Source organism: Helicobacter pylori (assembly GCF_030062585.1).
Lineage (GTDB): Bacteria > Campylobacterota > Campylobacteria > Campylobacterales > Helicobacteraceae > Helicobacter > Helicobacter pylori_CN.
This window is the reverse complement of sequence record NZ_CP071935.1, coordinates 1,326,275-1,340,598: the sequence shown is the minus strand read 5'-3', so window position 1 is coordinate 1,340,598 and position 14,324 is coordinate 1,326,275. Positions and strand designations below refer to the sequence as shown.

The 14,324-nt window shown below is 40.0% G+C and carries 13 protein-coding genes and 2 tRNA genes; 4 read left to right on the top strand and 11 right to left on the bottom strand.

What is annotated here, in order from left to right:
* Nucleotides 1-78: 78 nt before the first annotated feature.
* The 3 genes from J5F42_RS06445 to J5F42_RS06435 are packed head-to-tail and all read right to left on the bottom strand — an operon-like array spanning nt 79 to nt 3,047.
* Nucleotides 79-1,089, bottom strand: coding sequence for a glucokinase (locus tag J5F42_RS06445; protein WP_097699058.1), 1,011 nt, complete (start codon nt 1,087-1,089; stop codon nt 79-81).
* Nucleotides 1,076-1,759 (bottom strand): 6-phosphogluconolactonase, encoded by a 684-nt coding sequence (gene pgl / locus J5F42_RS06440; protein WP_097699059.1) that lies wholly within the window; start codon nt 1,757-1,759, stop codon nt 1,076-1,078. Before pgl ends, J5F42_RS06445 begins: the two co-directional genes overlap by 14 nt.
* Nucleotides 1,760-1,769: 10 nt before the next feature.
* The gene (locus J5F42_RS06435; RefSeq protein ID WP_097699060.1) at nt 1,770-3,047 is read right to left on the bottom strand and encodes a glucose-6-phosphate dehydrogenase; all 1,278 of its coding nucleotides are present in this window, start codon (nt 3,045-3,047) and stop codon (nt 1,770-1,772) included.
* 65 nt (nt 3,048-3,112) lie between these two features.
* On the opposite strand from J5F42_RS06435, the gene edd reads away from it, so the two are divergent.
* The 3 genes from edd (at nt 3,113) to hcpC (ending at nt 6,526) form a co-directional block, all read left to right on the top strand.
* On the top strand, nt 3,113-4,939 hold the full coding sequence (gene edd, locus J5F42_RS06430; protein ID WP_097699061.1) for a phosphogluconate dehydratase: 1,827 nt from the start codon (nt 3,113-3,115) through the stop codon (nt 4,937-4,939).
* Between the two features lie 18 nt (nt 4,940-4,957).
* A complete protein-coding gene (locus J5F42_RS06425; RefSeq protein ID WP_001152744.1) occupies nt 4,958-5,584 on the top strand; it encodes a bifunctional 4-hydroxy-2-oxoglutarate aldolase/2-dehydro-3-deoxy-phosphogluconate aldolase in 627 nt (208 codons plus the stop codon).
* 69 nt (nt 5,585-5,653) lie between these two features.
* Nucleotides 5,654-6,526, top strand: coding sequence for a Sel1-like repeat protein HcpC (hcpC, locus tag J5F42_RS06420; RefSeq protein ID WP_000892731.1), 873 nt, complete (start codon nt 5,654-5,656; stop codon nt 6,524-6,526).
* 235 nt (nt 6,527-6,761) lie between these two features.
* On the opposite strand, the gene J5F42_RS06415 is transcribed toward hcpC, so the two are convergent.
* From J5F42_RS06415 to J5F42_RS06400, 4 genes are all read right to left on the bottom strand, one after another.
* Nucleotides 6,762-7,514, bottom strand: coding sequence for an SDR family oxidoreductase (locus J5F42_RS06415; protein ID WP_097699062.1), 753 nt, complete (start codon nt 7,512-7,514; stop codon nt 6,762-6,764).
* Nucleotides 7,515-7,532: 18 nt separating this feature from the next.
* Entirely contained in the window at nt 7,533-9,068 is a 1,536-nt protein-coding gene (locus J5F42_RS06410) for a hypothetical protein (RefSeq protein ID WP_097699063.1), read from the bottom strand.
* A gap of 429 nt (nt 9,069-9,497) precedes the next feature.
* Nucleotides 9,498-9,573, bottom strand: a tRNA-Ala gene (locus J5F42_RS06405).
* Between the two features lie 16 nt (nt 9,574-9,589).
* Nucleotides 9,590-9,666 (bottom strand) — tRNA-Ile (locus J5F42_RS06400).
* A 114-nt stretch (nt 9,667-9,780) separates the two neighbouring features.
* Between J5F42_RS06400 and galE the strand changes: the two genes are divergently transcribed.
* A complete protein-coding gene (gene galE / locus J5F42_RS06395; RefSeq protein ID WP_097699064.1) occupies nt 9,781-10,815 on the top strand; it encodes a UDP-glucose 4-epimerase GalE in 1,035 nt (344 codons plus the stop codon).
* Here galE and truA read toward each other — a convergent pair.
* From truA to J5F42_RS06375, 4 genes are read right to left on the bottom strand one after another with little or no spacing between them, the layout of a single operon-like run.
* Nucleotides 10,809-11,537, bottom strand: coding sequence for a tRNA pseudouridine(38-40) synthase TruA (truA, locus tag J5F42_RS06390; protein WP_001203334.1), 729 nt, complete (start codon nt 11,535-11,537; stop codon nt 10,809-10,811). The genes galE and truA overlap by 7 nt on opposite strands.
* A complete protein-coding gene (locus tag J5F42_RS06385) occupies nt 11,538-12,575 on the bottom strand; it encodes an LptF/LptG family permease (RefSeq protein WP_283491252.1) in 1,038 nt (345 codons plus the stop codon).
* Nucleotides 12,576-12,596: 21 nt separating this feature from the next.
* Nucleotides 12,597-13,226: a protein-L-isoaspartate O-methyltransferase gene (pcm, locus tag J5F42_RS06380; RefSeq protein ID WP_097699066.1), complete on the bottom strand. Its 630-nt coding sequence runs from the start codon at nt 13,224-13,226 to the stop codon at nt 12,597-12,599.
* Nucleotides 13,227-13,234: 8 nt separating this feature from the next.
* Complete coding sequence (locus J5F42_RS06375; RefSeq protein ID WP_000453982.1) at nt 13,235-14,260, bottom strand: ribonucleotide-diphosphate reductase subunit beta; 1,026 nt, start codon at nt 14,258-14,260, stop codon at nt 13,235-13,237.
* Nucleotides 14,261-14,324: the final 64 nt, after the last annotated feature.

Genomic DNA, 14,324 nt, shown 5'->3' with positions numbered 1-14,324 from the left:
GTTATATGGTATCGTTGCTTGGCGCGCTTAAACGCACCCCTTGCGCTAATCGCTTTTATCTTAAAGCGTTACTATTTGCTAAATTCTATCATGCAGTAAATAATTTTCTAACGCAATGCCTGCCCCATCAAGTCCGGGAGTTTTTTTCATCACGACATGCACTGGGATGGAAGCGAGAAACGCCCCCATGCGCCCTTTCGTTTCAAAACGCGCTCTAAAGGGCGAAGTTTTAAAATAATCAATGAATCGTGGGATAATCCCCCCACACAAATACACCCCCCCTCTAGCCCCCAAAGTGAGAGCCACATCAGCAGCGAGCGTGCCAAGCATGGAGCAAAAAGTGTCCAAGGTCAATCGGCATATAGGGTAATCCCCATTCAAAGCGCGTTCGCTAATGATTTGTGGGGTCAATTCAGCCTTGCTCAATTTCGCCACTTTTTCTAAGCCTTTTCGTTTGGATAAAGCTTCATAAATCAGCACCAAGCCGCTACCGCTCAAAAACCTTTCCGCGCTCACATGGTTGAATTTAGAGCGGGCGTATTGCCACACTAAAATTTCCAAATCATCAAAAGGGGCAAAACTCACATGCCCTCCTTCACCGGGCAAGACTTTCAAAGAGCCATCGCTGTTTTGGATAAGAGTGCTTACCCCAAGCCCGGTTCCTGGCCCTAAAATCGCTTTAGGAGCGTTGATTTCGCACTTAATCCCACCTATTTGAGCCAGATCGTTTTCTTGCATCGCGCTAATGGCATAGGCTTGCGCGACAAAATCATTGATGACAAGCAGTTTTTTTAAAGTCAAACATTGCCGTGTCGTTTCAATAGAAAAAGTCCAATGGTTGTTCGTCATTTGGACAAAATCCCCCATAATGGGCGTAGCCACAGCAAAAGAGCCATAAATAGGGTGCAGTTTAAGGCTTTCTTTGCATTTAGAAAGGTAAAACCGCACCGCATCGCTCAAGCTCTCAAAATCTTCGCACCTCAAGACTTCAATGCATTCAATCTGTTGTGGGGCGACTTCCAAACCAAAGCGCGCGTTCGTGCCGCCAATATCGGCTAAGAGTCTTGGGTAAGTTTCAGTTTTTGGCATAAAACACCTCCGTGGTAACTTTTTTAGAATGTAAAATCCGAGCAATCGGCAGAGAATAGGGGGCGTTTTCTTTTAAAGCTTTTTCTAAAACCTCCCTTTTTTCTACCCCGCTAATGTTTAAGAAAAGTTTTTCGCAATTTTCTAAGGCGTGAACAGACATGCTCAGGCGCTCATAAGGAGCGTTAGCGGGCTTAGTCAAAACGATATTTTCTTTTTCTTCGTTTAAAAAAGCGCTCGTTTCGGGAAAAAGGCTAGCCGTATGCCCGTCAGTCCCCATGCCCAAAATGGCTAAATGGGGCTGTTTGAAATGCTGGTTAGCAAAATGAAAAAGCGCGTTTGTATCGCTAGAAATCTTTTTGGGCAAAAGCGGGGTGAAAGAAGCTTTTAAGGCGTTATTTTGCAACAAGTAGTCGTGCAATAATTTGGTGTTGCTATCCTTGTGGCTTGTGTCTATAATGCGTTCATCTACCAAACTGATTAAACACTCATGCCATTTGAGATCTAAAACGCTTAATTTTTGCAACAAGCTAATGGGCGAACGGCCCCCAGAAAAAGCGATAGAAACTTGATGATGCTTTTTTAAAGCGGCGTTAAAAAACTCTTTAAAACGCTCTATTAAAGCCTTGTGGCAATCTTTCAAATTTTCAAATTCAAACAATTGATAACCCATGAAATCCCTTTCATTGATAGAGTGGTTTTAAAAATTCTAATTCGTTTAAATTATGGCTTTCATAGGAGTATAAGGGCGTGGCGTTATTGATAAAACCCTCTATGAGCGTGTCAATAAACACCCATGACGCTTCTAATTCCAATTGGTGGGCGAAATTATTGTGGTTATTTTGTATCGCATCATAGAGCAATTTAGCGTAGGGCTGTAAAAATTCTTGTTGGTTATGGGTTTCTAAAATAAGGGGGTTTTGATGATCTTTTAGGGTGAGGGTGATTTTATCTTGAGAGAGGAAAAATTCTAGCGTATTGATTGCATTAAAATGGATTTTCACGCTCGCTTGATTATGGGGCATTTTTTTAGCGTGCTTAAGGTAGAAAGGCACGCCTTTAAATTTAGGCGTATCCAAAAAGGCTTTAATAGCGACAAAAGTCTCTGTCTGGCTTTCTTTATTAACCTTATTTTCATCTCTATAGCCTTGATATTGGGCCCGAATAACCTGTTTTTTAAAATCTTTAGGGGGTTGTAAGGTTTTTAAAACTTTGATTTTTTCTTTCCTTAAATCTTTTAAATCGTTGGGTAAATCTGTAGCGATAAGGGATAAAACTTGCAAGAGATGGTTTTGAACCATATCCCTTAAAGCCCCAATTTTATCGTAAAATTCGCCTCTTTCTTCCACCCCTAAAGTCTCATACACGCAGATTTCAACCGCGCTGATTTGATCCCATAAAATGTTTAAGATAGGGTTATTTAAGCGCAATTCAAGGATATTTTGAACGCCCTTTTTCCCTAAATAATGATCGATTCTAAAAATTTGCTCTTCTTTAAAAAAAGCGCTAATGCTTTGGAAAATCTCTTTACAAGTCTTTAAATCATGCCCTAAGGGTTTTTCTAAAATCAAACGAGTGTTGGCGTGATTGAGTGCGTTTTGGGCTAAATTTTGAGCGGTCGTTGCAAAAAAACTAGGGGAGATAGAAAAGTAGAAGATCAAGGGCTTATTTTTTGTAGCGATTTTACTCAATTCTTCAAAGTCTTTAGGGTTATCCAAACGGACGCGCAAATAACTGATATGGGCTAAAAATTCCTCACCCTTTTCTCTTGAATGCAGTTGTGTCTTTTCACAAAGAAGCGTTAAAAATTCTTCATTGGATAGTTCCTTACGCCCCGATGCGATAATTCTAGAATCTTTTTTAAAACCATAATGGGTATAAATTTCATAGAGCGAAACAAAGAGCTTTCGCATGGCTAAATCCCCAGTCGCGCCAAAAAGAACCAAATCAAAATCCAACATCAATAACCCTTTTGGAGTGTTTTTAAGTTATTATTATATATTAAATCTTAATTGAAGGGGTGTTCATGCCTAAGCATTCTTTAGAACAAATCAAAGAAAAAATTACAGAGCGTAGCAAAAAAACCAGAGAGCTTTATTTAGAAAATATCTTTAACCCTAAAAACCAGCCCAAGATTGAGAGCTTGGGTTGTGCGAATATTGCGCATGTTACAGCGAGCATGCCAGAGCATTTAAAAATGCCTTTAGGTTCGCATAAAAGAAAGCATTTTGCGATCATCACCGCTTATAACGACATGCTTTCAGCCCACCAACCTTTTAAAAATTACCCTGACTGGATTAAAAAAGAGTTGCAAGAGCATAACGCTTATGCGAGCGTCGCTAGTGGGGTGCCAGCGATGTGTGATGGTATCACGCAGGGTTATGATGGCATGGAATTGAGCTTATTCAGTAGAGATGTGATCGCGCTAAGCACCGCCGTGGGGTTAAGCCATAATGTTTTTGACGGGGCGTTTTTTTTAGGCGTGTGCGATAAAATCGTGCCAGGCTTGCTCATAGGAGCGTTAAGCTTTGGGAATTTAGCGAGCGTGTTTGTGCCAAGCGGGCCTATGGTGAGCGGGATAGAAAATTATAAAAAAGCCAAAGCGCGCCAAGATTTTGCAATGGGAAAGATCAACAGAGAAGAGCTTTTAAAAGTGGAAATGCAAAGCTATCATGATGTGGGCACTTGCACTTTTTATGGCACGGCTAATTCCAATCAAATGATGATGGAATTTATGGGGTTGCATGTGGCTAATTCTAGTTTTATCAACCCTAACAACCCCTTACGAAAGGTTTTAGTAGAAGAGAGCACGAAAAGATTAGCGAGCGGGAAAGTTCTGCCTTTAGCCAAACTCATTGATGAAAAAAGCATTCTTAACGCTCTTATAGGCTTAATGGCAACCGGAGGTTCTACCAACCACACTTTGCATTTGATCGCTATCGCTAGATCTTGTGGGGTCATTCTCAATTGGGACGATTTTGACGCCGTTTCTAATCTCATACCTCTTTTAGCTAAAGTCTATCCTAACGGATCAGCGGATGTGAACGCTTTTGAAGCGTGTGGGGGATTAGCGTTTGTGATCAAGGAATTGTTAAAAGAGGGGCTTTTATTTGAAGACACTCATACCATCATGGATACAGAAACGCAAAAAGGCATGCAAAATTACACCAAAACCCCCTTTTTAGAAAACGACCAATTGGTGTATAAAGACGCCATCAATCATAGCCTGAATGCGGACATTTTACGCCCTGTGAGTGAGCCTTTCGCCGCTAATGGGGGGCTTAAAATCTTAAAGGGTAATTTGGGGCGGGCCGTGATTAAAATTTCAGCCATTAAAGATGAGCATAGGAAAGTCAAGGCCAAAGCGATTGTTTTTAAAACCCAAAGCGAATTTTTAGAACGCTTTAAAAATAAAGAATTAGAAAGGGATTTTGTGGCCGTCTTGCCTTTCCAAGGGCCTAAGTCTAATGGCATGCCAGAATTGCACAAACTCACCACGAATTTAGGGGCTTTGCAAGATATGGGCTATAAGGTCGCGCTGGTTACGGATGGGCGCATGAGCGGGGCGAGCGGGAAAGTGCCTAGCGCGATCCATTTAAGCCCTGAGGGAGCGTTAAATGGGGCGATCATTAAGATTAAAGATGGCGATTTGATAGAATTAGACGCTCCTAATAACGCCTTGAATGTGCTTGAAAAGGATTTTGAAAATAGGGGCATCAACCCCTTGTTTTTAGAAACCTTAGAAAATTTAGAAAAGCCTACTTTTGGGCTGGGTAGGGAATTATTTACGAGTTTGAGATTGAATGCCAATACCGCTGAAGAGGGTGGCATGAGTTTTGGCATAAAGGTATAAAAATATAAAGGAGATAAAATGCAAGATAAAATAATAGAAATTTTACAAATCAGCCCCATTGTCCCTGTGGTGGTGATTGAGAATATAAAAGACGCTGTGCCTTTAGCGCAAAGCCTGATAGAGGGGGGTATTCCAATCATAGAAGTAACTTTGCGATCCAGTTGCGCTTTAGAGGCCATAGAGCTTATTGCTAAGAATGTGCCAAAAATGCGCGTGGGCGCTGGCACGATCTTAAATCTTACTCAATTAGAGCAAGCGCAAAATAGGGGGGCAGAGTTTTTGATTAGCCCGGGCCTTACGATAGAGCTTTTAGAACACGCAAAGAAAAAAGGCATGCCTTTAATACCTGGGGTTTCTAGTAGCAGTGAAGTCATGCAAGCCTTAGAATGGGGCTATAGCGCTTTGAAATTTTTCCCGGCAGAGTATTGCGGAGGCGTTAAACTTTTAAACGCTTTTAATGGCCCTTTTAAAGGGGTGAAATTTTGCCCTACTGGGGGGATTAGCGCAGATAACATGCGTTCTTATTTGAATTTAGAAAATGTTTTGTGCGTGGGGGGGAGCTGGCTTACTCCTAAAGATTTAATTCAAAACAAAGAGTGGGATAAAATCACAGAAATTTGCAAGCGGGCGTTAGCTTTAAGATAACAAAGAGATCATGGCGTTTTGTATTTGCTTAATAATACTATAATAAAATTTTTAATAAGGAGATACATCATGTTAGAAAATGTCAAAAAGTCCTTTTTTAGGGTTTTGTGTTTGGGTGCGTTGTGTTTAGGGGGGTTAATGGCAGAGCAAGACCCTAAAGAGCTTGTGGGTTTGGGGGCAAAGAGCTACAAAGAGCGAGATTTTTCTCAAGCGAAGAAATATTTTGAAAAAGCTTGCGATCTGAAAGAAAATAGCGGGTGTTTTAATTTAGGGGTGCTTTATTATCAAGGGCAAGGGGTGGAAAAGAACTTGAAAAAAGCCGCCTCTTTTTACGCTAAAGCTTGCGATTTGAATTACAGCAATGGGTGTCATCTATTGGGGAATTTATATTACAGTGGGCAAGGCGTGTCCCAAAACACCAATAAAGCCCTACAATACTACTCTAAAGCGTGCGATTTGAAATACGCTGAAGGGTGCGCGAGCTTGGGGGGGATTTATCATGATGGTAAAGTGGTAACTAGGGATTTTAAAAAAGCGGTGGAATATTTCACTAAAGCGTGCGATTTAAACGATGGCGATGGCTGCACGATATTAGGGAGCTTGTATGATGCAGGCAGAGGCACGCCTAAAGATTTGAAAAAGGCGCTCGCTTCGTATGACAAAGCTTGCGATTTAAAAGACAGCCCAGGGTGCTTTAACGCAGGGAACATGTATCATCATGGCGAAGGCGTGGTAAAGAATTTTAAAGAGGCTCTCGCTCGTTATTCTAAGGCATGCGAATTGGAAAATGGCGGAGGGTGTTTCAATTTAGGGGCTATGCAATACAATGGCGAGGGCGTAACAAGGAATGAAAAGCAAGCCATAGAAAACTTTAAAAAAGGCTGTAAATTAGGTGCTAAAGGGGCGTGCGATATCCTCAAGCAGCTTAAGATCAAAGTTTAGTTTAATAAGGCTTGATCAAACGGCTTTAAAAAGCGAAATTTTAGGGGGTTAGGGGATTTTAAAAGGAGGTTTTAGGGGAGTAGGGGAGAATAATTTCAAAATACTTCCTATCCCCTTAAGATAATGAGCTTAAAATAAAGCAACCAAAATTCTTTTTTTTTAAAACTTAAAGAGTCGTTAAAGTTTTAAAAAACCTTAAGTATTTAACTAAAACAAAGCCTTTATTTAAAACCCCTTAAGGGCTTTTATGGGTGGGTAGGGGAGCGAAAGTTTGGCTTATGGGCATGATTTCTATGCGGTTGATATTGACATGTAGGGGTTGTTCGTAAATCCATAGCACGATGTTAGCAATATCTTGTGGTTTGAGGTAAAGGGTGTTTTCATAGACGGATTGGGCTTTGATTTTATCGCCCTTAAAGCGTACCATGCTGAATTCGGTTTCGCCGCACAAACCGGGTTCAACATTGCTCACTCTAATGTTAGTGCCAGCTAAATCCGCTCGCAAATTTAAAGAAAATTGCTTCACAAACGCCTTGCTCGCTCCATAGACATTCCCACCAGGATAGGGGTAAGTGCCAGCGATAGAGCCAAGATTGATGATAGTCCCTTGGTCATGCTCTATCATAGAGGGCAAGATCAAACGGGTGAGATGCAACAACCCCTTGATATTCGTGTCTATCATGATTTCCCAGTCGTCTAACTCGCATTCATAAGCCTTGTTCAAGCCTAGCGCTAAGCCGGCGTTATTGATTAAAGCGTCAATGCGATCCGTCATGGAGAAAATAGTTTCTAGCGCTCGCTTAGTTTCAAGCTTGTTCTTAAGATCAAAACACAGGGGAATGAAACGCTTGGGATAAGCGAGCTGCAATTTTTGTAAATTCTCTTGCCGCCTCCCTGTGCCAAAAACCACATGGTTTTTTTGTAAAAACGCCTTAGCGATTTCTAACCCAAACCCTGAAGTCGCCCCGCTAACTAAAATGTGCGCCATTTTCTATCCTTTAAAATTTTAAAAAAGCCCCTTAAGCCCTTTTTCAAGCTTTTCTTTGAGCTTATCATCTTTAAGCAAATGGTCTAAACCTTTTTTAAGGGTGTCGTTTTTTAAGATTTCTTTCAAGCCTTGTTGCAAGTTTTGCTGAATGGCTTTCTCATTTAAAATGAGGGAAAATTTTGGCTGGTGCATGTTGCCTTGAAGTTTCATTTTAAAAACGAATTTTAAAATTTCTGCATCCATGAGCATGTCCATTTGCTTGGTGTTTAAATCCAATAAGCCGTTATGGATTTTCAATTGGGTTTTAGGGCTTTTTAAACTCAAATCAGAGAGCAGGCGTTGCTGGTTGATTTGGCTTACCAGATTGGCATCGTTATAAATTTCTTTAGTAATATCAAATTTGGAAATGGAGTAGAGGAAGTCGCTGAATGCATTTTTGAGGAATCTTGCATTTTTTAGGCGGGCTTTCAATACGCCTTGCTTAGCGATAAAATCATAATCCAAGTTAGCGTCTGCAATGGATTGGAAAAATTTAGGGTAATGGAATAAATCTAGGACTTTTAAAGTGGAAATATTGGAAAAATGGGCTTTCAAATTTTTATTTAAAAGCGTGAAATCCAGAGCGCCGTCTAGTAAATTTGAATGGCCGCTGACTTTTAAAAGTTTGGGGCTTTGCTCTATAGCGCCTTTTAAAGTCAAGCTCCCTTTTAAGGGGTGGTTGGTAATGTTTTGGAGTTTGGCTAGGTTGGGTATTTCTAAAGTGTAGGGGGCGTTGAGTTTTAAAACAGAGAAAAGATATTCGCTTTTTAGGGCTTTGAAATTAACTAAAGGGCTAGTTAGGGTGGTATCGCTGATGGCTTTGTTTTCTTTAAAATCGCTTGAGTGCGAGAGGTTGAAAACGAGCGTGTCTTTAAGGTTTAAATGAAAAATTTGATTGATTAGGGCGTTATTGATTAAAGCGTTATTAGCTGTTAGGATCAAATGCCCTTCTAAAGGCTTTAGAGAGTTAAAATCCGCCTGTAAGGACACTCTTGCACTCGCATAAGCGGGGCGGTTGAGTAAATAAAGCAAATCTTCTAAATTGGCGTCTTTTGCGTTCAAGCTTAAATGAGAAAGTTTGAAATCATCTAAAAGGGCGTTGTAGGCAGTGTGGGATTGAGCGACATTAGAGACGCCTTGAACTATAAGGGCTTTTCTATGCCCTTTAATATTCCCAGAAGTAACAATAGCCCCCCTTAAAGGGTAGGGTATCCATTCTTTGAAAGAGTGTAAATTTTTAATGTCTATATGGTAATTCAAATTTACGCTTTGCTTTAAAAGCGAGAAATCCCCCTTAAGAATGAGCGTGGAATCATCGTTGGCTTGAGCTTCAAAGTCTAAAGAGTTGAATCTCAATTTAAAGGTTTTAACGCTCAAGTAGTGCTCGTTCGGGTTGATTTTTTTCTCTATATACGAAGCGATGATCTTATTCCCCCATTCTGTAAAAAGGATAAGATAGGCCGTTAAAAGGCCGATTAAAAGAAGCACAAGTAGGGTATAAAGAAATTTTTTCATGTTTGTTTGTCCTTGAAATAAATTGAATAGAATATATTAGCTTGTTTTGTAAGGGTTTCTAACATTTTTTCCACGCTCTAACGAAAGGCTTGAATTGAGCCAATAAAGAAAGAATCAAGCGCTCAAAACCCACAATTTAGTAACAACACGCTTACAACCATTGAAAAACCCAAAACCCTAAAATTTTAAGCCCCCTAAACAAGCGAACGCTGAAAAGCTTGCGAAATTAGAAAGCGAAAAGTTATAAAGCAAAAGAGATTTTGCACCATTTAAAGAACAAAGCAAATAAAAAATCCCAATCCAACCCAATCTTTTATCAAGGAGCTTTGAGTTAAAAGACTTGCGGCGTTAAACAAGGACGATCCAATCGTTTAGGATTTCTCAACCAAGACACGACTGATAAAAAGAAAAAATTTAAGGAGAAAACAATGGTGGAGAATAGCGGGATCGAACCGCTGACCTCCTGCGTGCAAAGCAGGCGCTCTCCCAGCTGAGCTAATTCCCCAAGGATTGTAAAAAAATGGTGGGCTTAGGAGGAGTTGAACCTCCGACCTCACCCTTATCAGGGGTGCGCTCTAACCACCTGAGCTATAAGCCCTTAAAAGCCAATAAAGATGAAATTATAGGTTAAACTTTCTTAAAAAATCCTTAAACAATAAATGGGATTAAGATGTTATAATAGTTGTTATTTTTTCATTTCAAAAGGGGTTTTATGGCATTATTATTCACAGGGGCGTGCGGGTATATAGGCTCGCATACCGCAAGGGCGTTTTTAGAAAAAACCAAAGAAAACATCATTATTGTAGATGACTTAAGCACCGGTTTTTTAGAGCATATCAAAGCGTTAGAGCGTTACTACCCTAATAGGGTTACTTTTATTCAAGCGAATTTGAATGAAACCCACAAATTAGACGCCTTTTTGAATAAGCAACAGCTAAAAGACCCCATTGAAGCCATTTTGCATTTTGGGGCTAAAATCTCAGTAGAAGAATCCACACGCTTGCCTTTAGAATACTACACCAATAACACGCTCAACACTTTAGAGCTTGTCAAACTTTGTTTAAAACATGCGATCAAGCGTTTTATTTTTTCTTCCACGGCCGTGGTTTATGGCGAATCTGATTTTAGCTTGAATGAAGAAAGCCCCTTAAACCCCATTAATCCTTATGGAGCGTCTAAAATGATGAGCGAAAGGATTTTGTTGGACACTTCTAAAATAGCGGATTTTAAATGCGTTATTTTGCGCTATTTCAATGTGGCTGGGGCATGCATGCGCAATGATTATACCACGCCTTACACGCTAGGACAACGCACGCTCAACGCCACGCATTTAATCAAAATCGCATGCGAATGCGCGGTGGGGAAAAGGAAAAAAATGGGGATTTTTGGCACTAACTACCCCACAAGAGATGGCACTTGCATTAGGGATTATATCCATGTAGATGATTTGGCTAACGCGCATTTAGCGAGCTATCAAACCCTTTTAGAAAAAAATAAGAGCGAGATCTATAATGTCGGCTACAATCAAGGCCATAGCGTGAAAGAAGTGATAGAAAAGGTCAAAGAAATCTCAAGCAACGATTTTTTAGTGGAAATTTTAGACAAGCGACAGGGCGATCCAGCAAGCCTTATTGCCAATAACGCTAAAATCTTACAAAACACCCCTTTCAAACCCCTTTATAACAACCTAGACACCATTATCAAAAGCGCTCTAGATTGGGAAGAACACCTTTTGAGTTTTCAATAATACACCCTGTGCAAATACAAACCATTAGCCATTATGGGCGTTCTTATAGTGGCTTTGATGTTGTGGATTTGCATTTCAATTTCAGCGAGCGTGATTTTTTCTAGTGAATATTGAACGCATGCTTGAATGATCAAACGCACGCTGGAGCGTAAAAACGCATCGCCAATGATTTTAAACACCACGCACTCATGCCCCATGATAAAGGCTGTATAAGCAAAAGCGTTAAAAATGATGCGATTAGGATTGGTTGTAGCCCCGCCTTCTTTCTTAAACATGGAAAAATCATGCTTGCCTGTGAATTGCTTTAAAGCGGTGTTTAACGCATCTAGTGAGCCATAATCCCCACAAGCGATATAAGGCGCTAAAAAAGGCGTTTTTAAATTCTTCGTCAAAAGGTAACGATACGCTCTTTTTTGAGCGTCAAAACGCGCATGGAAGTTTTTTTCTTCTAGCTTTTTTAAGACAATATGCGGAGCGAGTTTAGGGGCTAGATAATAAAATAATTTATCAGCGCTCCAGTGTTTTGGAGCGTGAAAAGACAAAACCTGGTTGTTGGCATGCACGCCTTTATCCGTGCGCCCAGCCGCAACCACAACGCTTTTAATCCCTAGCGCGTTTAAAGTGCTTTCTATTTTATCTTGAACGCCGAGTTTGTTGGGCTGTTTGGCATAGCCTAAAAAATACGCCCCATCATAAGCGATAGTAGCCTTAAAACACCGCATTTAATAACGCTTTAAAATGAATTTTCTAAACAACAAATAAGAGCCAAACGCCCAAATAAAGGGGAAGAAAAAAGTCATCAAAAACAAATCCGTAGAAATCACATGCACCATTAAAAAATAAACCCCAACCGCTCCAAGGACATAAAAATAACTCCAATTCGTTTTGAATCGTGGGTTGGCGATGCCAAATAAAGGGATTAAAAACATGCTCGCTAAAGGGAACAAGGAAACTAAAATCGCTTGAGAAAAACGGCGTTTTTGATTTTTATTAGCGTTTTTACCAAAGGCTTTTTTCCAATAACCTAAATAATCCGTGCCCTGCAAATAAGCCGCATCATTAGAATTGAAAGACTTGAGCTTGTTGCGCAAATGCAATTCTTCAAAATCAACTTTACGCATTTTATCGCCTTGAGTGAAATACGCATGACCGTTGTATAAATTCAATTCAAACACGCCGTTTTGATTGTTGATATTGCCTTTTTGAGCCAGAATAAAGCTTTCTTGAGAGAGGCTTTTATTGGAAAAAAGCACTAAATTATCATAGGAATTGTTTTCAGCTTTATCCACATACACGAGCCAATCGCCTAATTTTTGCCCGAATTCACCCGCTCTGATGTTAATATCAATCTTGTCTTTTTTTTGACGCAAAAACCCGTAATAAGCGCTCTTAGAGGTGGGGATTAAAATAAGCGAAAACACTAATAAAATCGCACTCACTAACAAACTTAAAGGCACAAACGCTTTAGTCATTTTTTTAGGCGAAACCCCTAAAGAGAAAAACACCAACAATTCATGGTCATAGCTAAGCCTTGAAAGCCCCAAAGCGCAAGCTGCAAAAAAAGTGATCGGCAAAATAAAAAAAATGGTTCCTGGCAAGGAATACAAAAAGAGTTGCACTAAGTCCAAAAAGCTCACTTTAATCACGAGCGTTACGCTTGCAATACTGATTAATAACACAATGGAAGAGATAAAAAACAGCACTAAAAAGAAGGAGAAAAAGACCTGCGAAACCGCCATAAAAAGATAGTGTTTAACCATGCTTTAATCTTTTTTCATTCTTTATTGCACCCCATCTACAACAGGCACAAACGAGCATTTTTCTAGCACTTTTTGGACGTGCAAAGCGTTATTTTGCTTCACAAAGCGTTTGATCACTTGCTCGTTGTTTTCTTGAATGGGCGCGACTAATATCCCGCCTTCTTCAAGCTGATCAATAAGCGCTTGGGGGATATTTTTAGCGCAAGCAGAGAACAAAATCCTATCATAGGGGGCGTATTGATCCCAACCCTTATTCCCATCAGCGAATTTAACATGAACGTTGTCTAAACCGAGATTTTTAAGGCGCAAACGCGCTTCTAAATACAGGCTTTCAATCCTTTCAACGCTAAAAACGCGCCTGAAAATTTGAGACAGCACCGCCGCTTGATAGCCGCTCCCGCAGCCAATTTCTAGCACGCTATCCACATGATCGATTTCTAAATATTGCGTCATTTTGGCCACGGTTAAGGGCGAAGAAATGTATTGTTGCGCTTGCATAGAAAGCGCGTTTAAAGTGTAGGCAAAGTGTTTAAAGGGGGCTGGCACAAAAACCTCCCTTTCAATGCTTTCCATAGCCTCTCTCACTTTGGGGTGCAAATTGAAACGCTTATTGATTTCTTCACACATCAAATGGTTTTTGATACTATTCAAACAAGCCCTTAAAAATCATCAAAACTCACGCTCCCTTTAGCGTAATTGCTCACCCTAGCCTCAAAGAAATTAGAGCGTTGCTCATTGAAACTTGAAAAGCTCTCTACCCATTTAATGGGGTGTTGGACGCCATAAACTTTAGCGATACCCACCTTACTCAAACGGCTATCTGCTAAAAACTGGATGTATTGCTCAATCAAACTTGAAGTGAGCCCTAAAATCTTGCCTTGCGTGATATAATCCCCCCACAAGGCTTCAATTTCTACCGCTTTTTTAAACATTCCTATGACTTCGTTAATCAATTTTGGCGTGAATAGATCCGCTCTTTCATTCCTTAAAGCGTTGATCATGTTTTGGAATAAAATCAAATGCGTTACCTCATCTCTTTGGATAAAACGAATCATTTGTGCTGATCCTAGCATTTTTCCGCTCCTAGCCAAAGTGTAAAAATAGCTAAACCCGCTATAAAAATAAATCCCCTCTAAAATCTGGTTAGCAAAAAGCGCTTTGAGGATGTTTTCTTCTGTGGGGTTTTTGGCTAATTCCATATACACTTGCGCGATATAGTCGTTCTTGCTTTTTAATTGCATATCGTTACGCCACATGTCATAAATTTCTTCAGTATTCGCGCTAATGCTTTCTACCATCACCGCATACGCATGGCTGTGTAGGGCTTCCTCATAAGCTTGACGCACCAAACACAAATTGATTTCGGGACTGGTGATAAAGGGATTGACATTGTCAATTAAATTATTGGTTTGCAAGCTGTCCATAAAAATGAGTTGCGCTAAAGCTCTGTCATAGCCGATCTTTTCTTCTGCACTTAATTTCAAATAATCTCTTTTGTCATCGTTCATGCTCACTTCTTCAGCAAACCAAGTGTTAGCGAGCATCGTTTTCCACAAATGATCCGCCCATTGATACTTGATTTTATTCAAATCAAACATGCTTGTAGGATTACCCCCAAAAATCTTTCTTTCATTCACACTTTCTGTAGAATCGGGGTTGTAAATTTTTTTGCGTGAAACTTCCATTGTGTTCCTTAATTTCCTTAAAACTATCTAACAATATAGTCTCGTTAGAATACCTTAAAAGAAT

Coding starts and splice junctions, on each gene's coding strand:
- galE (WP_097699064.1), top strand. CDS start 9,781: ATGGCATTATTATTCACAGGGGCGTGCGGGTATATAGGCTCGCATACC.
- J5F42_RS06415 (WP_097699062.1), bottom strand. CDS start 7,514: ATGGCGCACATTTTAGTTAGCGGGGCGACTTCAGGGTTTGGGTTAGAA.
- J5F42_RS06445 (WP_097699058.1), bottom strand. CDS start 1,089: ATGCCAAAAACTGAAACTTACCCAAGACTCTTAGCCGATATTGGCGGC.
- edd (WP_097699061.1), top strand. CDS start 3,113: ATGCCTAAGCATTCTTTAGAACAAATCAAAGAAAAAATTACAGAGCGT.
- J5F42_RS06375 (WP_000453982.1), bottom strand. CDS start 14,260: ATGGAAGTTTCACGCAAAAAAATTTACAACCCCGATTCTACAGAAAGT.
- truA (WP_001203334.1), bottom strand. CDS start 11,537: ATGCGGTGTTTTAAGGCTACTATCGCTTATGATGGGGCGTATTTTTTA.
- J5F42_RS06410 (WP_097699063.1), bottom strand. CDS start 9,068: ATGAAAAAATTTCTTTATACCCTACTTGTGCTTCTTTTAATCGGCCTT.
- hcpC (WP_000892731.1), top strand. CDS start 5,654: ATGTTAGAAAATGTCAAAAAGTCCTTTTTTAGGGTTTTGTGTTTGGGT.
- J5F42_RS06435 (WP_097699060.1), bottom strand. CDS start 3,047: ATGTTGGATTTTGATTTGGTTCTTTTTGGCGCGACTGGGGATTTAGCC.
- pgl (WP_097699059.1), bottom strand. CDS start 1,759: ATGGGTTATCAATTGTTTGAATTTGAAAATTTGAAAGATTGCCACAAG.
- J5F42_RS06385 (WP_283491252.1), bottom strand. CDS start 12,575: ATGGTTAAACACTATCTTTTTATGGCGGTTTCGCAGGTCTTTTTCTCC.
- J5F42_RS06425 (WP_001152744.1), top strand. CDS start 4,958: ATGCAAGATAAAATAATAGAAATTTTACAAATCAGCCCCATTGTCCCT.